Source organism: Paenibacillus macerans (assembly GCF_900454495.1).
GTDB lineage: Bacteria > Bacillota > Bacilli > Paenibacillales > Paenibacillaceae > Fontibacillus > Fontibacillus macerans.
In genome coordinates, this window is the sequence record NZ_UGSI01000001.1 from 905,787 (window position 1) to 924,902 (window position 19,116).

General features: G+C 53.7%; 16 protein-coding genes. 12 read left to right on the forward strand and 4 right to left on the reverse strand.

The window, feature by feature from the left end:
- Positions 1-595 precede the first annotated feature (595 nt).
- Complete coding sequence (locus tag DYE26_RS04185) at positions 596-1,381, reverse strand: alpha/beta hydrolase (RefSeq protein WP_036622459.1); 786 nt, start codon at positions 1,379-1,381, stop codon at positions 596-598.
- 250 nt (positions 1,382-1,631) lie between these two features.
- Here DYE26_RS04185 and DYE26_RS04190 point away from each other — a divergent pair, with 250 nt between their 5' ends.
- Complete coding sequence (locus DYE26_RS04190; protein WP_036622460.1) at positions 1,632-2,858, forward strand: MFS transporter; 1,227 nt, start codon at positions 1,632-1,634, stop codon at positions 2,856-2,858.
- A 73-nt stretch (positions 2,859-2,931) separates the two neighbouring features.
- Here DYE26_RS04190 and DYE26_RS04195 read toward each other — a convergent pair whose 3' ends face one another.
- Positions 2,932-3,171, reverse strand: a complete 240-nt coding sequence (locus DYE26_RS04195) for a hypothetical protein (RefSeq protein WP_036622462.1) — start codon at positions 3,169-3,171, stop codon at positions 2,932-2,934.
- A 327-nt stretch (positions 3,172-3,498) separates the two neighbouring features.
- Here DYE26_RS04195 and DYE26_RS04200 point away from each other — a divergent pair, with 327 nt between their 5' ends.
- The 6 genes from DYE26_RS04200 to DYE26_RS04225 all read left to right on the forward strand — a co-directional run bounded on the left by DYE26_RS04200 (position 3,499) and on the right by DYE26_RS04225 (position 8,428).
- Positions 3,499-4,326, forward strand: a complete 828-nt coding sequence (locus DYE26_RS04200; protein ID WP_036622464.1) for a hypothetical protein — start codon at positions 3,499-3,501, stop codon at positions 4,324-4,326.
- A gap of 187 nt (positions 4,327-4,513) precedes the next feature.
- Positions 4,514-4,900, forward strand: coding sequence for a GntR family transcriptional regulator (locus DYE26_RS04205; protein WP_036622466.1), 387 nt, complete (start codon positions 4,514-4,516; stop codon positions 4,898-4,900).
- Entirely contained in the window at positions 4,897-5,763 is an 867-nt protein-coding gene (locus DYE26_RS04210) for an ABC transporter ATP-binding protein (protein WP_036622468.1), read from the forward strand. The genes DYE26_RS04205 and DYE26_RS04210 overlap by 4 nt, the downstream gene beginning before the upstream one ends.
- Positions 5,756-6,391: an ABC-2 transporter permease gene (locus DYE26_RS04215; RefSeq protein WP_036622470.1), complete on the forward strand. Its 636-nt coding sequence runs from the start codon at positions 5,756-5,758 to the stop codon at positions 6,389-6,391. The genes DYE26_RS04210 and DYE26_RS04215 overlap by 8 nt, the downstream gene beginning before the upstream one ends.
- Before the next feature lie 99 nt (positions 6,392-6,490).
- Positions 6,491-7,300 carry an SDR family oxidoreductase gene (locus DYE26_RS04220; protein ID WP_115311278.1) on the forward strand — a complete coding sequence of 270 codons (810 nt, stop codon included), beginning with the start codon at positions 6,491-6,493 and terminating at the stop codon, positions 7,298-7,300.
- Between the two features lie 762 nt (positions 7,301-8,062).
- Positions 8,063-8,428: a DnaJ family domain-containing protein gene (locus DYE26_RS04225; RefSeq protein ID WP_036622474.1), complete on the forward strand. Its 366-nt coding sequence runs from the start codon at positions 8,063-8,065 to the stop codon at positions 8,426-8,428.
- Positions 8,429-8,540: 112 nt separating this feature from the next.
- Here the strand turns inward: DYE26_RS04225 and gluQRS are convergent, their stop codons facing one another.
- Both gluQRS and DYE26_RS04235 read right to left on the reverse strand, forming a co-directional pair.
- Positions 8,541-9,500 (reverse strand): tRNA glutamyl-Q(34) synthetase GluQRS, encoded by a 960-nt coding sequence (gluQRS, locus tag DYE26_RS04230; protein WP_036622476.1) that lies wholly within the window; start codon positions 9,498-9,500, stop codon positions 8,541-8,543.
- Between the two features lie 445 nt (positions 9,501-9,945).
- Positions 9,946-11,286 carry a hemolysin family protein gene (locus DYE26_RS04235; protein ID WP_036622478.1) on the reverse strand — a complete coding sequence of 447 codons (1,341 nt, stop codon included), beginning with the start codon at positions 11,284-11,286 and terminating at the stop codon, positions 9,946-9,948.
- Between the two features lie 351 nt (positions 11,287-11,637).
- Here DYE26_RS04235 and hrpB point away from each other — a divergent pair, with 351 nt between their 5' ends.
- The 5 genes from hrpB (at position 11,638) to DYE26_RS04260 (ending at position 18,946) form a co-directional block, all read left to right on the forward strand.
- On the forward strand, positions 11,638-14,346 hold the full coding sequence (hrpB, locus tag DYE26_RS04240) for an ATP-dependent helicase HrpB (RefSeq protein WP_036622480.1): 2,709 nt from the start codon (positions 11,638-11,640) through the stop codon (positions 14,344-14,346).
- A gap of 748 nt (positions 14,347-15,094) precedes the next feature.
- On the forward strand, positions 15,095-16,375 hold the full coding sequence (locus DYE26_RS04245; protein ID WP_036622482.1) for a glycosyltransferase: 1,281 nt from the start codon (positions 15,095-15,097) through the stop codon (positions 16,373-16,375).
- A gap of 309 nt (positions 16,376-16,684) precedes the next feature.
- On the forward strand, positions 16,685-17,548 hold the full coding sequence (locus tag DYE26_RS04250) for a sensor histidine kinase (RefSeq protein WP_036622484.1): 864 nt from the start codon (positions 16,685-16,687) through the stop codon (positions 17,546-17,548).
- On the forward strand, positions 17,520-18,170 hold the full coding sequence (locus DYE26_RS04255) for a response regulator (RefSeq protein ID WP_036622486.1): 651 nt from the start codon (positions 17,520-17,522) through the stop codon (positions 18,168-18,170). The genes DYE26_RS04250 and DYE26_RS04255 overlap by 29 nt, the downstream gene beginning before the upstream one ends.
- A 149-nt stretch (positions 18,171-18,319) precedes the next feature.
- On the forward strand, positions 18,320-18,946 hold the full coding sequence (locus tag DYE26_RS04260) for an FMN-dependent NADH-azoreductase (RefSeq protein ID WP_036622488.1): 627 nt from the start codon (positions 18,320-18,322) through the stop codon (positions 18,944-18,946).
- Positions 18,947-19,116 lie beyond the last annotated feature (170 nt).

Genomic DNA, 19,116 nt, shown 5'->3' on the forward strand with positions numbered 1-19,116 from the left:
GAGCAAACGAAGGTTCCGGGAGAGAATTTGCGTCAACCGTTTGCACTAGGTGAGTAACTGAACGTGCGCTTCTAGCTTGCAAGAGCTCTCCTTGACGAAGGCATAACATGTGGTACCAACCCACGGATAGCAGCGTGCCGACCGTCGCTCGCATTTTTGCTCTCGCGCCACGTGCTCAGGCACCTCTCACACGGAGGGCTTGACAAAAACGTTCATAGCAGACGGTTGTGATCGGGCTTATTTCGTCGAAAAGACGCGGATTCAATTTCTAACGGTTATAATCCGCCCCTAGCGTTGCATTAACTTTTGCCAAAGATTTCCCGTAAAAGCTTCTCGGAAATCTAACGGTTGCAGCAGCGGCTATTTTACGAAAAAAGACCTTTTCTAAATTTTAACGGTTGTGAGCGCCGTTATTTGCCTGAATCTGAGCAAAATAGCCGGATTTAAGTGAAATAAGCGCCATGGCAACCGTTACAATTTGAAATCAACGTTTCATAGAACAAATAGCGCTTGTGGCAACCGTTAGAATAGTTGTGTGGCTAGAACATGTATCTAGTCAGATCAGATTTAATGCAACGCTTGTGGCAACCCAACATTAAAATGACGGGGCCCGCAGCGGCAGCCATTGCAGCACGTCTTGGATTTTGGCGTCCCAGTATCCCCACTCATGTTCGCCGGGGCCTTCCTCATAGGTCAGGGGGATTCCCAGCCGGACGCAGGCTTCGCGGAACGTCCGGTTATCCGCGTACAGAAAGTCTTCCGTGCCGCAGCACTGGTACAGCCGGGGCACCGGCTTGCCGTCTTTGCCGGTCTGCTCGAGCAGCGCCAGCAGGTCGTTTTCGCTGTTCTGCGGACCGGCATCTCCAAAGATGCGGCGCAGCAGCGCAAAGTTCGCGTCGTCCAAACGAAATCTTGCATTCATGTCCAAAGCCCCGGATAAGCTGGCCGCCGCGGCGAACATCTCGGGTTTTCGCAGGGCCAGCTTAAAGGCTCCGTATCCGCCCATCGACAGGCCGGCGACAAACGTGTCCTCCCGGCGTCCGGACAACGGGAAAAACGAACGGCAGAGCCGCGGCAGCTCCTCGCTGACGAATGTCCAATACCGGTTGCCTTCGGCCATATCGGTGTAGAAGCTCAAATCGACCTGAGGCATGACGACGGCGAGCCCCATGCCCGATACATAACGTTCGATCGACGTCCGGCGCAGCCAGACGGTGTCGTCGTCGGACATGCCGTGCAGCAGGTAGAGGGCCGGATAAGGACCTTGAGCTCCTTTGGCGGACATTCCGATTTGCGACTTGGCGGGCTCAGGCAAAATCACGGTCATCGACGTGCTGAGCCCCAGCACTTCGGAATAAAAGCGGCATTGAAACAGTGCCATTTAACATGCTCCTTTGCTTATGCGATTCGGAAAAACGCCGTGCCGCTTCGCGTAAGCGTTTTCCTGAACGCATGATTGGAATGAAGCCATACCTGGCCAACTCTCGTCTGCCTTTCATGGCTATAGCTCAATTATAACGCCGGACAGGATTAATTTCTTCATCTTTCCAAACGTTCCGCTGAAATCGTGCTACAATAAGAAGGACGGGTTAGTTCCAGGGTATCGAGGTGACAACGCTGGGGGTGGGAAGATGAAATTCCCCTGGAAAAGAAATCTGTACGTGCTGTGGATCGGGGTGTTTTTTTGCAGCACTGCTTATTCCATGGTCATTCCGTTCATGTCTTTGTTTATCGCGCATGATCTCGGAGTGACGAAGAATTTGACCCTTTGGTCGGGCTTTGCGTTCGGCATTACGTTTTTGGCCGGGGCTTTGATATCTCCTTATTGGGGATCGCTGTCGGACAAATACGGACGCAAGCCGATGCTGCTGCGCTCGGGTTTTTCCTTGTGCGCCGTATATATACTTAACTCATTGGTTCAGGATCCGTACCAGCTCATCGCCGTACGCATCCTCTCCGGGTTATTGGCCGGATACGTGCCGTCGGCGATCGCGCTGGTGGCGACGAATACGCCGGAGAAGCAGGTGGGCTACTCGCTAGGAATCATGTCGACGGCGGGGGCGGCGGGCGGCATTATCGGACCGCTGGTCGGGGGCTCGCTCAGCAAATTTATCGGGTACCGCGAATGCTTTCTGGTTGCGGGAGCGGTGGTGTTGTTTTCCGCCTTGATCGCTTTGATTTTTGTGAAGGAAGAGAACTTCGACCGCAACCGCGAACGCTCCCATGTGCTGGACGACTTAAAGGAAGCTTCGGCGAACCGTCCGTTTATGGGCCATCTGCTCGTGGTGATGCTCGTCACGGCTTCAGTCATGGTACTGGAGCCGCTGCTTTCGCTTTATGTGCTTGATCTTGGCGCCTCGGCGTCCGACGCCTCCTTCAGTTCGGGCATTATCTTCTCGGCGGTGGGCATCGCGACCGTGATCGCCGCGCCGATTTGGGGTAAAATCGGCGGCCGTATCGGCTACAAGAATACGCTGATGATCGGCCTGATTGGCGGCGGTCTGGGCAATATTCTGCAGGTTCTTTTCCACAATCAGGTTGGCTTCGGGGCGCTTCGTTTTGTGTACGGCCTGTTTTTTGCCGCGGTGTTCCCGGCTTTGAACGCGCTGATCGTTGAGGTGACCAAGCCGGAGTTCCGCGGCCGGGCCTTCAGCCTGAACCAATCGGCCAGCCAGCTTGGCAATATGGTCGGGCCGATCGCAGGGGGCGCCCTTGGCGGCTGGATTTCCATTCCGCTGGTTTTTGTGCTGAACGGCGCATTGCTGGCCATCACCGCGGTGACGCTGCGCCTGAAGCCGCTGCTCCAAGCCAGACATGCCGGCAAAAGCCCCGGCTCAGCCGCCGGCAGATCGGGATAAGATAAAAGAAACTCCCCCTCTTAGCGTAATGAGCTAACGAGGGGGAGTTTCTTTTGCCGCGGCTTCCGCCAGATTAATAGAGTGAAAGCGCCAGCGTGTCGAATTCGCTTTTGCTGTGAAGGATCGCTTCGGAACCTTCGATTTCAATGCTGATCAGCGAGCTCAAACATTTTTTCAAAGCTTGTTTGCCGTTATAATATTTGTACTCGAGCGCGCTGGTCAGCAGTTTTAAAGTACGCTGTACAGGTTGCTTGCTGTCGACGTTAAAGTAAACGGGTACGAGATTGTTTTGGAAGTTAATGAGAATTCTCATAGTAATCACCTCTATACAGTGGTTTCATAGTACAATACTATAGTAAGAAACTTAAAAAAACATTAAGAAAACATTATAATTCGATTAATGTTTGATGACATAATATCACCGGGGAGGGACGGAAGTCTCTCTTTTTTGCGCTTACCTTAATTACGAATTCAGGATTAAAAAAGTTTCATCTCGCTCAAAAATATGCTTCATGCCCTATTTTTGTGGGTATATTGTAATAGAATGGGAAAAATTTCCGCGCATTGCAAAATTAATAAGTGTTATGATTACACCAAAGGAACGAAAATGAAGCTTTGATCCTAATGAGGAGGTGGACAGATGTTGGTCTCAAGTGCTGTGCGGAAAGGCACAGTGAAGCTGGATGCATACTCTTGGTTTTATTTGACGAAGACTTTAGGACCAGGAGATCTGCTTGAAGCGGACCATCCTTTTTTAAAATATTTGCATAGAGGGCTGCGCAAAAACGAAACCCCCACACCGCTGATCGAGAATCTGCCAAGCTTGCCCCTGCACGTATCGACCTGTCTGACTGCTGCGTTTCTGGCGGGCAAAGCCTGCTGGCTAAATTTTCGGGCCGGGACGAAGAAATATGAACAATATTTATATTTGGCCGGAAAACAAATGGTTAAAGTAGAGCGGCTTCACGAGGAATCGCCGCGTTTGCTGCTGGAAAGCGCTGGCGGGATGCAGCAGTGGTGCGAGGACCTGACTTTGAAAATGAGATGGAATTCGCGAACGCTCCGCGTCGAGCTCCCCGCTTTAATGATGTCCAGACGCCGGTTTGAAGAGATCGCCGGCCAAATGGACAAGCTGGATCTGGAGAAGTTGACCGGCGCGCTTACCGCGCTGACGAATGACGAGGAAGGCAGCATCGCGCTTGCCCGCTGTCTGAAAGCTCCCTTGGCGCAGGGAGAAATGCGTTTTTACGCTAAGGCGGGGGATGCTTGGGAGCTGCAGACGGTACATTTTCTGAACAATGAACATATTAACTGGCTGATCCGATTCAGCGCCAATGAGGAAGAAGACTGGCTGATCGCCACGCCGACCCCGCGCCATCAATTTCAGGACATGCTGCACATGTGGTTTCGGCAGCCGCCGGAAGCCCAAAAGGAATCCCGAGAGGAAGTCCGCGCCAAGTCCAGGTGATTCGTCCGGCCGGAAATAAGATCAGAACGTCCCCGCGGGGACGGCTTTATAAGACGAGGTCAAACGGGATAATCCCGGTTGGCCTCTTTTTGTCGTTTTTAAACTCAGGGGTTGATTTTTTATGTGTGAGTGTATATATTGTATATATACATTGTTGACAAAGTATACAACAAAGGAAAGATGTACAATGGATATTTTGCTATCCCATTCTTCGGGCGAACCGATTTACTTGCAGATCGTCCGGCAAATCCGGGAGAGCATCCTGCAGGGGAAGCTTCCCCCCGGTACGGCGCTTCCTTCCATACGCCAGTTGGCCAAAGATTTGCAAATCAGCGTCATCACGACGAAAAGGGCCTATAACGAGCTGGAGCAGGAGGGCCTCATCGATTCCGTGGTGGGAAAAGGCTCCTTCGTTGCCGGCGGAAATCAGGAATTTATCCGCGAACAGCGGCTGAGAGCGCTTGAGAACAAGCTGAGGGAGGTCCTGGAGGAATGCCGCAGCATACCGGTGAGCATGGAGGAACTGATCGAATGGATGAAGCTTTTGGACAGCGAAGGAGGAGCAAAGAAATGAACGCGATACAGGTTGATGGATTTTCGAAACGGTACGGAAGCTTTGCATTATCGGACGTGAGCTTCGGAGTGCCGAAAGGCTACATTACCGGGCTGATCGGTCCCAACGGAGCCGGAAAAAGCACGCTGATCAAAGCGGTCATGGGCATGGTGCTGCCGGATCAGGGCAAAATTTCGGTGCTCGGTGAAACGGCGGGTTCGGAGCATGCCGGGTACAAGCAGCATGTCGGCTATATATCAGACGAAAATATTTTTTATGATTATTTGACGATGGAGCAAATGAAGCGGATCGTTGCCCCGTTTTATCCCGGCTGGGACGAGGACGTTTTCGAGCGGTACATGGACCGGTTCGAACTGCCGAAACGCAAGAAGATCAAGGATTGCTCCAAGGGGATGAAAATGAAGTATGCGATCGCGCTCGCTTTGTCGCATCATCCGGCGCTGCTTATTATGGACGAACCGACGGCGGGGCTCGATCCCGTTTTCCGGCGCGAGCTGCTGGATTTGCTTGCGGAGTATATCTTGAGCGGGGAGAATACGGTTTTGTTCTCCACGCATTTAACGGCCGATCTCGATCGGGTGGCGGACTACGTTACCTTTTTGAACCGCGGGAGCATCGTATTTTCCGATACAAAGGACGATGTGCTTGAGCGGTATGTGCTCGTCAAAGGCAGCCGCGGCTTGCTCGATGCCGATGTGCGCCGGGCCCTGATCGGGGTGCGGGAGACGGAGGTTGGATTCGAAGGCTTGGCGCCGGATCGTGAACAAGCCCGCGAGCTGTTCGGCGGCGAGGTGCTGTACGACCGGCCTACGCTGGAAGAAATCATGTATTTTACGGTGAAGGGTGGAAAAGCAAATGTCTAGCATCGTTCGATTGCTGCACAAGGATCTATTGCTGATGAAGCGTTATATCGGAGTGTTGGCGGTTTATGCCATCGTGTTCTCCGGTTTTATTCAGGCGAACAATTCGTTTTTGTACGGAATGCTGCCGGGGATGGTGCTGATTTTGACGCTTAGCGCCGACATGCAGCTGCCGGTTCAGCAGTTTCTGGTCAACCTGCCGGTGCGCCGCAGCCTGCTCGTTTTGTCCAAATATGCCTCCGCGTTTATTTTCATGCTGGCGGCGTTCCTCTTGAGCGTTGTGCTGGATAAAGGAGCCGCTGTGCTGCAGGGAGGTTCGGTTAGCTGGGAGCCTTCATATTTGCTCGGCGTGTTTGCACTCCAGATTCTGGTCATGTCTGTTTATATTCCGCTTTATTTTTGGCTTGGTCCGAAAGGGGCCCAATTTTTGAACATCGCCATGATGATCTTCTTTTTTGGAGTCAGCTTTACCGTGTACAACGTACTGGGCAGCGAAAGAGCGATGGGGATGATCGCCCGGATCGGAGCGCACCCCTATGTCGCCGGCCTGATGGGGATCGGCGTTGCGGCGCTTGCCGTATTCGTTTCCTATAAAGTATCGTGTCTGATTTTCGCAAAACGGGACCTCTAAGAAAAACATCGTGACTAAATCACACCCCTAGATGGGCAATCTGGAAAGAGGCAGAAAAATGACTTTTTGAACTACCTCTGATAGGAGTGTGAGCAGATGATGGAAGGACATCAAACAAACAAGCGCGGGCGTTTTGAGGGAAAAACGGCGATCGTGACCGGAGCCGGCTCCGGCATCGGCAAAGCGGCGGCCGTTAAATTGGCTGCCGAAGGCGCGAAGGTGGCGCTGTTCGATCTGCTGGATGAACGGACCGGGCAGGCGGAGCGGGAAATCAACGGCCTCCACGCCGGGGCGGCCCGGGCCTTCGATGTGGATGTGGCCGATCCGGCGCGTATGGAGAAGGCGGTCCGCGAGGCGGCCGGGCATTTTGGGGGCATCGATATCGTCTTCGCAAACGCCGGCATTAACGGGAGACTGGCCCCGGTGGAGGATTTTAGCTTTGAAGAATGGGAAAAAACGCTCAGCGTCAACTTGAACGGCACTTTTTTGACGGTAAAAAACGCGGTCCCGTATTTGAAGCAGCGCGGCGGCGGCAGCATTATCATCACAAGTTCCATTAACGGCAACTATAAATTTTCCGGTTTCGGCATGTCGGCATACAGCACCACCAAGGCCGGGCAGGTCGCTTTTGCCAAAATGCTCGCCCTGGAGCTTGCCAAGTTCAAAATCCGTGTCAATGCGATTTGCCCTGGAGCGATCGCCACGAATATCGACGCTTCCACGGAAAAAAGCAAGGAGCTGCAGGAAATCATCATTCCGGTCAAATATCCTGAAGGCTCGCAGCCGCTATCCGATGGGCCGGGGCAGCCGGAGAACGTCGCCGATTTGGTCGCTTTTTTGGCCTCCGACGAAGCGATTCACATCACCGGCGCCCAAATCGTCATCGACGGCGCGGAATCGCTGCTGTAGCCAAAAATTTAAAATGGCATTTCAGGCGTTTGCTTCCGTCCTTGGGGCGGAAGCTTTTTTTTGCTATCCCCACTTTGGAAAAAATCCAATAGATTGATGCTGATCGCCCGTAATTGGGGCATGAGGCAAGAAAGGGAAAGGGGCTAATACTCCGAATTATGGCGGCGGTGATCGTGGATGACGCTTCTCCCGGCGCGCCTTCCCGTATGTACGGCGGCTGGCCGGACCGGAGCTGGTTTTCAGCGGGGCCGAACCAATGTATAATCGCAAGTAAAACCGGTATTTAGCGTGAACTCAACTTTGTAATTAAGGCTCAACCTAATAATCAGCGCTTGGCAGGGGAGGCCGGTAAGCGATCGTGGCAAGAAATTTCGACAGATCAATATCAATATCCGCTGTCCGGACGCTTTGCACGATTATCCCGTTTGATCCGGCAGCAGAGAGGAAGATAAATTCAGGAGAAGAAAATAGGTTTGGGAGAAGCAGACATGCTCGAGATCACATGTTCGAGATCACATGTCTGACATCGTTAGACAGGCTTGTGAGAAGGAGGTTGGAGAAGTGAAGCAGATCTGACGGGAGGAATGGGGCAAGACGCCGGGAAAAATGAAAGGACCGTGATTAGCCTCCGCCCTCTCCCCCCTGAACAAAAGGGAGAATCGTGCAAAGCAGCATGCAGGGATACCTAAACACGAACGCAGATGTGCGAAACTTGTTGGTATAGAAGGGGATTGGCAAATAGGTGCGAAGGAGGAGAAGAAAATGTTGTCTTGGCTCGCTGAGCAAAAAATAGCCGAAGCGATGGCGCGCGGGGAATTCGATCATCTGCCCGGGAACGGGCGGCCGCTGCAAATTGAGGATTTGTCGTCCGTTCCCGAAGATTTGCGGATGGCCTACAAATTGCTGAAAAACGCCGGCTGCGTTCCGGAAGAATTAAACCTGCACGGCGAATGCCTGCGGTTGGCCGATTTGATCGCGGCCTGTCAGGATGAGGAAGAGAAGCGGGAGCTGAAGAAAAAGCTGTCAGAGCAGCAGCTGCGGCTGAACATGCTGGCGGAACAGCGGGGGCTGACACACAGTCCGGCGTTCCGCCAGTATGAAGATGCGATCCGCCGGAAGCTGGAGTAAGCTCGCGCTGCGGCTGGAGACATGGGCTCGGCCGGAGCGGCCGGAGGCCGGTATGCTGCTCAAGGCAGCTAAAGGCAGCTAAAGGCAGCTAAAGGCTGCGACACGGCAGCGGTTATGGCAGCAGCTTACGCACCATCGCCTCCGTTAGAATAAACGGCTCGCGGGAGATGTTGTCCAGCCGGAACTCGCGGACCAAATCGCCCGCGGCGGCGGGTTCCGGCCGATCGGTCAGGCCGCTGATGTACGCCAGCCAGCCGATGACGGTCTCCGGCCGCGTACCCGCCTGGCGCAGCGCGCCGATGCCGAGGTTGCCGTGCCGCTTGGCCAGCCGCCGTCCGTCTTCGCCAAGGATGAGCGGGGCGTGGGCGAAGGCGGGCGGCGTCCATCCGAGCGCGGCGTACAAGTGGAGCTGGCGGGGCGTGGAGTCCAGCAAGTCGTCGCCGCGCAGCACGTCGGTGATGCCCATCAGGCAATCATCGACGGTGACGGCTAGCTGGTACGAGAATAGCCCGTCCGCCCGCCGCACCACAAAGTCGCCGCCGCTGCCCGGCGGGAACGACTGCGGCCCGGCGATGCCGTCCACGAAGGCGACGCCTTCGCCGCCCAGCGCGAAACGAAGCGAAGGCGATTTCGCCTGCGCTTTGATCCGGCGTTCCGCTGGAGTTAAATGGCGGCACGTCCCGGGGTACGGCGCGCCTTCCGAGCTTAACCCGTGCGGCGCGCCGGCCACGGCCAGCAGCTCCGCGCGGCTGCAATAGCACGGATACAAGCGGCCGTCTTGGTCCAGCTTGGCCAAAGCCTCCTCGTACATCGCCGTCCTGCGGCTTTGCCAATACGGGCCGTACGGACCGTCCGCACCGGGGCCCTCGTCCCAATCCAGGCCAAGCCAGCGAAGATCGGCGATAATCCGTTCGGTAATTTCCGGTTTTGAGCGCTGGATGTCGATATCTTCAATCCGCAGCACAAACGCTCCTCCGGCCGCCCGCATTTGCAGCCACGACAAAAGCGCCATTTTGGCGTTGCCCAGATGCATGTCGCCGGAAGGCGTCGGCGCAAAGCGTCCGCGTCTCATGGTGATCACTTCCTTATGATGTTGTGCATGATGTTGTGTGTAAGCTGTAAAAGTTGTGAAAGTTGTGTAATCTGTAAAATTCGTGAAATTCGTGAAATTCGTGAAAGCCGTGAAAGCCGTGAAAGCCGTGAAAGCCGTGAAAACCGTAGAAGCACTGGTGCTTTTTTAAGGGAATTACCCCATCCGCCGGAAGTTTAACGGTTGTAACAGCCGCTATTTTACGAAAAAAGGCGGTTTCCAATTTCTAACGGTTGTGAGCATCGCTATTAGCCTCAATCCAGGTAAAGATAGCCGAGTTTCAGTAAAATAAACGCTATGGCATCCGTTAAAATTTGCAATCAACGTTGTGGGACCAAATAGCGGCTGTGGCAACCGTTAGAAAGTTATCGTGTTAGAAACATTTGTTGCATCAGGTGTTGCATCAGGTGTTGCATCAGATTAGCCTTTACAATCGTTCCTGGGGAGCTTCTTCCGGAAGCACGGGAATCTCGATCCTTTCGATTTCGATCTTCCGGATCCGGCTTTCTTCCCGTTCCAGCACCTTAAAACGGAGATCGCCGTGCGTAAGTTCCGTTCCTTCCTCGATGTCCATGTTTTGCCCGTAAACCCATCCGCCGATCGTATCGGTTTCCTCTTCCTCCAGGTCGGTCAGCAGCAGTTCGTTAATCAGCGAGACGGACACTTTGCCGTCCACAATGAGATGATTCGCCGCAACTTCGGTAATTTCCTGCTCTTCCTCGGCATCGAATTCGTCGCGGATGTCGCCGACGATTTCCTCCAAAATGTCCTCAATCGTCACCATTCCGGATGTTCCGCCGTATTCGTCGATCAAGACCGCGATGTGGGAGCGCTCCTTCTGCATTTTTTTCAGCAGCTTGGGCAGCGGAATATTTTCCGATACCGTCATCACGGGCCGGACAAGCGAGTCCAGGGAACCCCGAAACGTCTCCTCATCGGACAAAAACAGCGTCTTCGTGTTGATCATTCCGACGATATCGTCCTTGTTTTCCCGGATCACGGGGTAGCGGGTATACTGCTCTTCCTTAATGATCTGCAGGTTTTCCTCCCGCGATTTGCCGGCGTGCAGACAAACCATGTCGGTCCGCGGCACCATGATGTCTTTGGCGAGCTTATCGTCAAACGCGAATATGCGGCTAACAAAACTGAATTCGTTGGTGCCGATTTGTCCGCTTTCCAGGCTTTGGCTGAGCAGGGCCCGCAGTTCTTCCACACTGTGCGCTTCGTTCCATTCCGCGGGCGGCTTAAGGCCAAGCAGTGAAACGATCCAGCGGGAAGAGCGGTTAAGCAGCCAAATCATTGGAGAGAGCAGCGTCGCGAACCAGAGGAGCGGCCGGGATGCGGCCAGGGCGAACGACTCCCCCTTTTGGGAGGCAAGCACCTGCGGCACCAGTCCGCCCAGCACGACATGCAAATACGTGATGACAATAAAAGCGATCAGAAAGGAAAAAAACGATTCTACCGGCTCGGACAAGCCGATATATAAAAACAGCGGCCGCAGCAGCCGGCGAACGGCGGGTTGTCCCAGCCAGCCAAGCGTTAAGGAGATCGCCGTGATGGCGAGCTGGCAGGTCGACAGCGCTTGATCCATGCGGTCGGCCAGATTTTTTAACGCGGCTGCGTTTTTGCGGCCTTCTCGCCTCAGCGCGTTCACCCGACCCGGGCGGAGCGCGCGAAGCGAAGATTCGGCAACCACGAACAAGGCGGTGAGCGGGATCAATGCAAAGATAACCGCCAGTTTGATCAGATCGGTTCCGTACACACTCATCTTTTCGAAAACTCCTTTGGACCTTGAAAAGTAATTATTTCAGCTCAAACCTAGAAATCGGCGCTTGACATCCGGTCAAGCGGAGCAACGAATCGCGGGGCTGTAAAATTGCGGAACTTAACGAATCGCAGGCCTGCAAAATAGCGGCATTTTATGTATTTATTATCCGGCGCTCCGGCATGTTCATCCCCATTAACGGCATTTTTTGTCCTTATTATTCTGGATCAATGGACCGGAACATAGGGCTGGAGTTTATGTTGCTTTATTAAGGTTGTTCAAAAAAGGCGGTTTTGATCACACCTAAGGGGAATGTGGTAAAATCGATACGAATAGAGACTTGAGGAGAGAACGATGACGAAGCTGTCTGAACCTAAACCGATGCCTATAGATGAAGCGATTCCCGCGTTAAAAGACAGCCTGCGTAAGGCAGGCGCCGCCGTTCTGCTGGCCGAGCCCGGAGCGGGGAAAACGACGCGCGCGCCGTTGGCGCTGTTAAGCGAGCCGTGGCTGGAAGGCCAGAGCGTCATTTTGCTGGAACCGCGCCGTCTCGCGGCCCGTTCCGCCGCCGTGTATATGGCCGCGCAGTTGGGCGAACGGGTCGGCGAAACGGTGGGCTACCGGATGCGCGGGGAGAGCCGCGTGTCGCGCAAAACGCGGATTACCGTTGTGACGGAAGGGATTTTGACCCGGCTGCTGCAGCAGGACCCGGCGCTGCTGGGGACGGGACTCATCATTTTTGACGAATTCCACGAGCGCAGCCTGCACGCCGATTTGGGGCTGGCGCTGGCGCTGCAGAGCCGCGAGCTGCTGCGCGATGATTTGCGGCTTCTGATCATGTCGGCGACGCTGGACGCGGAGCCGGTCGCCCGGCTGCTTGGGGATGCGCCGGTCGTTCAAAGCCGCGGCCGCATGTATCCGGTGGAGACATTATACCTTCCGCAAGCGCCAGCCGCGAAAGAACCGCTCGAAACCGTGGTGGAGCGGGCGGTGCGCCGCGCTTTGGCGGCGCATGACGGCAGCCTGCTCGTGTTTTTGCCCGGGGCCCGGGAGATCAGCCGCGTCGAGTCGCTGCTTGCGGGATCGCCGCTGCCCGAGGGCGTGCTGCTCACGCCGCTTTATGGGGCGCTGCCGCAGGAGGCGCAGCGGCGGGCGATCGAGCCGGCGCCGGCGGGCCGGCGCAAGGTGGTGCTGGCCACGTCGATCGCCGAATCGAGCTTGACCGTGGACGGCGTGACGGTCGTCATCGACAGCGGCCTCCGGCGCACCACCTTGTTTTCCCCGCGGACCGGGATGAACCGTCTGGTGACGGTCCGCGCCGCCCGCGATTCCGCCGACCAGCGGCGGGGCCGCGCCGGGCGAACCGCGCCCGGCGTATGCTACCGCCTCTGGAGCGAGGCGGAAGACCGCGCGCTGCCCGCGCGCACGCCGCCGGAGATCCTCGAGGCGGACCTGGCGCCGCTCGCGCTGGAGCTGGCGGCGTGGGGCGCCGGCTCGCCGGACGAGCTGGCTTGGCTCGACGCGCCGCCGCCAGCGCCTTACGCCAGCGCCGTCCTGCTCCTGCAGCAGCTCGGCGCGCTGGATGCGGCCGGCCGCATCACCGGGCACGGCCGGCAGATGGCCGCGCTCGGGCTGCACCCGCGGCTGGCGCATATGCTGCTGCGGGCGCGCGAGCTAGGCCTGGCCGAGCCGGCCTGCGCCCTGGCCGCGCTGCTCGAAGAGCGCGACCTGCTCAAAGGCGCCGCCGGCCGGGACGGCGACCTGCGCCGCCGGCTCGCGCTGGTGCTGGACGCGGCCAAGGGTGCGCGCGGGGCCGGCTCGGCGCTCGAGGCGGACCCGGCCGCCCTGCAGCGCGTCCAGCAGCTCCGCCGCCAATGGGAGGCGCGGCTGCTGGAGCTGGATCAGCCGGCCAACGAAGCTGCCGCTGAAGGCTTGGCCGCGCCGCCGTCCGCCCAGGCGCCGGCGCCCGGGACGCTTCCGCCCCAAACGCCGCCGACTCAAGCGCCGCCAGCCCAAACGCCGCCGGCCCAGGCGCTGTCTACCCAAGCGCCCACGGCTCCTCAGCCGCGCGCCGATCTTGACCCGCAGCAGCCGGACCGGTATTGCGGCCTGCTGGTCTCTTTCGCTTACCCGGACCGCATCGCCATGCGCCGCCCGGACGGGCGGTATTTGCTGCGAAGCGGGCGCGGCGCGGTTTTACCGATGAAAGAGTCCCTCGGGGCCGCGGCTTTTCTGGCCATCGCCGATGTCGACGACGAGGGGGCGGAAGGGCGGATTCTTTTGGCTGCTCCGCTCGACGAAACGGACCTGTATCGTTATTACGGCAAAGAGATTGCCGAGGAGCGCAGCGCGGCTTGGGACGACGCTTCCGGTGCGGTGCGAGCCCGAATCCGCCAAACGTTCGGCGCGATCGTCCTGAAGGAGCAGCCGGATCCGCAACCGGGTCCCGAGCAGATTACCCGCGCCCTGTTGGATGCAGTTATCGTCAAGGGCGTGGGCATCCTGCCGTGGACGGACAGGGCGCGAATGCTGCAAGAGCGGCTGCTGTTCTTGCACCGCTTGGATGAGCGATGGCCGGACGTTTCTGACGAGACGCTGGCGGCGACGGCAGAATCGTGGCTGGCTCCGTATTTGTCCGGCGTGCGCAAGCGTTCCGATTTGCAAGCTTTATCGTTGTACGGCATCCTGGAGAACCTGTTGGACTGGCCGTTGCGGCAAGTGCTGAACGCCGAGGCGCCAACGCACTTGCTAGTCCCGAGCGGCTCCAAAATCCAAGTTCACTACGATGGGCCACAGGCCCCGTATGCTGCAGTACGCCTGCAGGAGGTATTCGGGATGATGGAGACCCCGCGAATCGGCTTCGGCCGGGTGGCGATCACCCTGCATCTGCTGTCGCCAGCAAGTCGGCCGGTTCAGGTGACCGCGGATTTGCGCAGCTTTTGGGAGACGACCTATTTCGAGGTCAAAAAAGACCTCAAAGGCCGTTACCCCAAGCATTATTGGCCGGATGATCCCATGGAGGCGACGGCTACCCGCAAGGTGCGTCCGGACGGGCAACGATAGCCGGACGTTGGATGAACGTGATACAGACTGCAATCTAATCGCATTGACCACAAGCGCGGTGATCTTCCGGGATCGCCGTGCTTGTTTGTCGTTCCACCAGTTTTATTTCGGCGATTATCTCATTTCTCACAGGCAAGATTCGAACAAATAGTAGAAATTTATCCTTTAATCGCCAAGAAGAGTATGATTTAATAGAATTGTAACCTATGGCAGATATTTCCTTCGGATGTCAGAGGGAAAGGGACACATCGTTTGCTTTCGTCTCTATACAAATAATGATTTGGGAAGCACCAGATTGCGCTCTTTTTGCTTGGTTTATTTCATTTAATTTTCTAGTGAAAGAGGGTTTCAAATTATGCATTCGATGAGAACCCACCGATTCTCCCAAAAGTGGAAGCTATTTGCCATGACCTGCTTGACATTGTCTCTGTTGCTTCAGGGAGGTCTCCGACAGCCGACGGCCGCAAAGGCGGCGGATTCACACAAAGGCGGCGTGACTCCTCCTCCAGCACGCTAACGGAATTGATGGATTCGCTCAAGACGCTTCTATGGAAGCCGTGGGATAAACTCATTGCCGCACTGAACAGGACACCCAGTCGAACCTCAAATGGGCGATAGAAAAAGCAGAAGTCGGTCGTTGCGGCAGAGTAAAAAGACTCGACAACTAACCGTGTCACCGTTTATGCAACACTACTGATGTAATTTTACGGAAATTACAGAAACTTAGAGTAAATAGGAGGCGGATTAAATGGAAAATCAATTGTTGCCTGGAATTGTTGTTTTGAATAGAAATTATTTTCCTGATTCCGAAATGAGTGCTTATAAAGTAGGTGCTACTCATTTTGCGCTTGAAATAATAAAGTGTCTAAATGAGAATGGTTCTTTACTAGGAATTATATTATATAAGCGAGATGAAACATTATCAGAACCAGCAATTAAAAACGAAACTCTAAACGGTTACAATACAATAACATTATTCTTTAATTTTAGAATGAATGACGAGAGTGTTATGGAAGCCATAGACAGGGCTATTGTCATGTTATACAGAAGTGAAACGGATAATCTGATTGTCTATTACCATACAGATACAATTATACAGTACCATCCTAAACATATTCCCGCTTGCTTAACTCATCATGGACCTTTTGTTGAAGATTTTATTGAAAATTATTCGTTAATCGAGGCTTATAAGGCATTTGAAAGTAACGAAAAGGTGCATCATATGTTAGAACAGCAAAAACGAGGTTTGACTACGTTGCTAAGCAATGAAAATATCTTTGTTTTACAGCATTCAAATATGCAAAGCAGGTTCTTAAGAAATAAAGGAATTAGGCAAGATTTAATTAAGGCGATTATTCCTCCAATCATTCCGATAACTGTAAGTGAAGTTAATTTAGGTGAAAAGTTACAATATTTTTTGAAGAACATTTCTGAAAATGAATTAATATTAACATCGAATGCTGCAAGGATTGATTACTTTAAAAATATGGATTTATTAATACACTCGGCTTTAGAATTAACAAAAAAGAATATTCCGGTAAAAGTAATCATAACAGGAGGATCAAAGGTTGATGAGCATAAAAGAGAAGCTCTTTATAAACTGATACCAGAGAATCTTAGATATAGATTTATGTTTACTGAAAAATTGTCAAAACTTGAACTTTATGCGCTCTTTAAAATAATGAAAAGAAAGGGGATTTTCGTATTTACTTCTAGATATGAAACACTTGGAATAACACCATTAGAAGCTGTCTTAAGTGGTGTATGCACTATTATGCCGGATTCAGATCTGGTGGAAGCATCCAGATTTTTTCCGCAAAAATATAAATTTTCTCCCTCGCTTGAAATGCTTGTAGATAAACTTAATGAGTTATATTTCAGTAAGGACTATAAAACAAATGAAGTGAACAATTATGTTGGTAGCATTATTTCTGAAGAGAATTTTAAAAAAAGTTTTATAAATATGTGGAGTGAAATAACTACTATAGTAAATGAAAAAAAGTATTCAAAAAGTGCTTCCTGTAAATAAAATTTTCACTGGCCTTCCCTGTTCTCAAGCTTTCAACGCCCTTCCGCATTTCTTGCCAAGATTGATTGTACTTGACTCTCAAACACTGATTATTAGGTTGAGCCATAAGAAAGTATAAGTTTCGGAGCCTCTGCTTCCTTAAATCGTAGTACAAACTACCGCTAAACGCGGTCTGGCTTCTTCAAAGATACGTCGATAAACGTTTTTTCTTACGGATCGGCCCCCCGTTCATTTTTTCGCCAAAGCTTGCCAGCAAACGGCAGGTAAAGTATATTCGGTGGAGAAAGAGATCGATCGCGGAGGCCCTGTATGTCATATAAAATCACGAAATGGATGATCCTAATAGTTCCGACGCTTGTCGTCGGTATATGGGAATATGTGCGCCATCAATTTTTGATGCCTTATCTTTCCATGGAGCTGGGGAACATCCTTACGCCTTTTATCTTGTTCGGGGTCTGCGTGCCCCTATTGCACCGCTGGTTTTCCTATCTGGAACAGATGCAGGAGGAACTGCAGCGGGAGCGGGCGCTCAAAGCGCGCCTGGAGCAGCGGGAACAGTTAGCCAGGGAGCTGCATGACGGGATTGCCCAATCTTTGTTTCTGCTGTCGGTGAAGGTTGACCGGGCTGAACGGCAGCAGGCGGAGGCCGGACAAGCTTATGATTGGCACGAGCTGCGCAAGACGATCCACGAGGTGAACCGCTATGTCAGGGAGGCGATTTCCGATTTGCGCGTTCCCCCGGACTCCCGGCTCTCCGAAAGCGGAACCGCCGATTTTCCGGGGCTGATCCGGCAGATGGCGGAGGAGCGGCAGCTGGGGCTGAGTATGGATTGGCGGTTAAATGAAAAAGATTGGTCCCCCAGGACGCGAATGGAGCTGCTGGCATGTATCCGGGAGGCGATCGTCAACGCGGGCAAACATGGCGGGGTTCAGGAAGTTTGCGTGACCGGGACGGGCGATGCCCGGCGGTTTCGAGTGTCCGTCATGGATGAAGGAACCGGTTTTCAAGCGGATAAACCGCAAGCCAAAGGAAGGTACGGACTGCAAATTATTAGGGAACGGGCGGAAGCTATGGGGTGGACGCTGCAGGTGACATCCCGGCCGGGAAAAACGACGGTTGAAATAGCGGGAGGAGACGGTTTGGATGAAGGTACGCGTACTGGTCGTCGATGATCATCCGCACGCGCGGGAGGCGATCGGCGAAATTTTGGCGGAGGACGACGGGTTTGAAGTGATCGGTTATGCCGAAAACGGGGAGCGGGCGGTTGAACTGACCGAGCTGTGGATGCCGGACCTGATCCTGATGGATATTCAGATGCCGGGCAAGGACGGGCTCGAAACGACGCGGGAAATCAAGCTTCGGTACCCGTATGTCAAGATCGTCCTGATTACCGTTTCGGATGATGCCGCGCATCTGTTTGAGGCGCTTAAGCAGGGGGCGCAAGGTTATTTGCTCAAAAATTTGGAGCCAGGGACATGGCTGGAATATTTACGGGCCATCGCCAGCGACGAAGCCCCGCTGTCCAGCGAGCTCGCGCTCCGCATTTTGCAGGAGTTTCCGCTCACGAAAAAAGATGCGGCCGGCGAACCGCCGCTTACCGCCCGGGAGCGCGAAATTCTCGGCTGGGTGGCGAAAGGCATGACCAATCGCGAAATTGCCGGCGAACTGCAAATTTCCGATCAGACGGTGAAAAATCATTTGAAAAATATTTTGCACAAGCTGCATTTGGAAAATCGCGTCCAATTAACGCGCTACGCGTTGGAACGGGGATGGATCGATACGCGGAAGAAATAACGCAGGGCCGGCTGCAGGCTCGGTTTTATACTTAAGTAACTGTTGTTGACAAAGTTTTAGTTAGCCGTTATTATAAACAATAGTTACAGCTTAATATTAAGTAGCTATTAAATAGTAAGTTAATAAATGAAAAAGTGGAGGGAATACAGATGGCTAAAGTTTTATTTGTCAAAGCGAATAACCGTCCGGCGGACCAATCCGCTACGGTTAAGCTGTATGAAAGCTTCTTGAAAACGTACAAGGAAACGCATCCGGAAGATGCGGTTACCGAACTCAACCTGTTTGACGCCGAGCTTCCTTACTATGATTTGAACATGCTGAACGGATTGTTCAAGGTGGGCAAAGGCATCGAGGCGACGGCGGAAGAGCAAAAAGCAGCCGACCTGGCCAACACTTATCTCGATCAATTTTTGGGCGCCGACAAAGTCGTCTTCGCTTTCCCGCTCTGGAACTTCACGATCCCGGCCCAACTGCTGACTTATCTGTTCTACTTGAACCAAGCCGGCAAAACGTTCAAATATACCGAACAAGGACCTGTCGGCCTCGTTGGCGGCAAGAAGATCGCATTGCTGCAAGCCCGCGGCGGCGTTTACTCGGAAGGTCCGATGGCGGCGCTTGAAATGTCGTTGAATTACGTGAAAAACACGCTGGCTTTCTGGGGCATCAACAACCCGGAAGTCGTCGTTGTGGAAGGCCACAACCAATTCCCGGACCGTGCCGAAGCAATCATTCAGGACGGCGTAAAACGCGCGGCCGATCTTGCCGCCAAGTTTTAATCCGCTTGTTATAAATAATCTAAAAAAAGCTGCCTTCTTCGGATCTTTGATCCGTGGGGCGGCTTTTTTTGTTTAAGACTTCGGAATCGTAAGAAAAGTGGTCTGACTAAGAAACTCCAACGAAAAAATAAGAGCAAAAAATGATGTTATTCCTACGATATCCCCTATTG

Excerpts from the sequence above, each read along its gene's own strand:
- DYE26_RS04185 (WP_036622459.1), bottom strand. The coding sequence starts at position 1,381 with ATGGCACTGTTTCAATGCCGCTTTTATTCCGAAGTGCTGGGGCTCAGC.
- DYE26_RS04190 (WP_036622460.1), top strand. The coding sequence starts at position 1,632 with ATGAAATTCCCCTGGAAAAGAAATCTGTACGTGCTGTGGATCGGGGTG.
- DYE26_RS04195 (WP_036622462.1), bottom strand. The coding sequence starts at position 3,171 with ATGAGAATTCTCATTAACTTCCAAAACAATCTCGTACCCGTTTACTTT.
- DYE26_RS04200 (WP_036622464.1), top strand. The coding sequence starts at position 3,499 with ATGTTGGTCTCAAGTGCTGTGCGGAAAGGCACAGTGAAGCTGGATGCA.
- DYE26_RS04205 (WP_036622466.1), top strand. The coding sequence starts at position 4,514 with ATGGATATTTTGCTATCCCATTCTTCGGGCGAACCGATTTACTTGCAG.
- DYE26_RS04210 (WP_036622468.1), top strand. The coding sequence starts at position 4,897 with ATGAACGCGATACAGGTTGATGGATTTTCGAAACGGTACGGAAGCTTT.
- DYE26_RS04215 (WP_036622470.1), top strand. The coding sequence starts at position 5,756 with ATGTCTAGCATCGTTCGATTGCTGCACAAGGATCTATTGCTGATGAAG.
- DYE26_RS04220 (WP_115311278.1), top strand. The coding sequence starts at position 6,491 with ATGGAAGGACATCAAACAAACAAGCGCGGGCGTTTTGAGGGAAAAACG.
- DYE26_RS04225 (WP_036622474.1), top strand. The coding sequence starts at position 8,063 with ATGTTGTCTTGGCTCGCTGAGCAAAAAATAGCCGAAGCGATGGCGCGC.
- gluQRS (WP_036622476.1), bottom strand. The coding sequence starts at position 9,500 with ATGAGACGCGGACGCTTTGCGCCGACGCCTTCCGGCGACATGCATCTG.
- DYE26_RS04235 (WP_036622478.1), bottom strand. The coding sequence starts at position 11,286 with ATGAGTGTGTACGGAACCGATCTGATCAAACTGGCGGTTATCTTTGCA.
- hrpB (WP_036622480.1), top strand. The coding sequence starts at position 11,638 with ATGACGAAGCTGTCTGAACCTAAACCGATGCCTATAGATGAAGCGATT.
- DYE26_RS04245 (WP_036622482.1), top strand. The coding sequence starts at position 15,095 with ATGGAAAATCAATTGTTGCCTGGAATTGTTGTTTTGAATAGAAATTAT.
- DYE26_RS04250 (WP_036622484.1), top strand. The coding sequence starts at position 16,685 with ATGTCATATAAAATCACGAAATGGATGATCCTAATAGTTCCGACGCTT.
- DYE26_RS04255 (WP_036622486.1), top strand. The coding sequence starts at position 17,520 with ATGAAGGTACGCGTACTGGTCGTCGATGATCATCCGCACGCGCGGGAG.
- DYE26_RS04260 (WP_036622488.1), top strand. The coding sequence starts at position 18,320 with ATGGCTAAAGTTTTATTTGTCAAAGCGAATAACCGTCCGGCGGACCAA.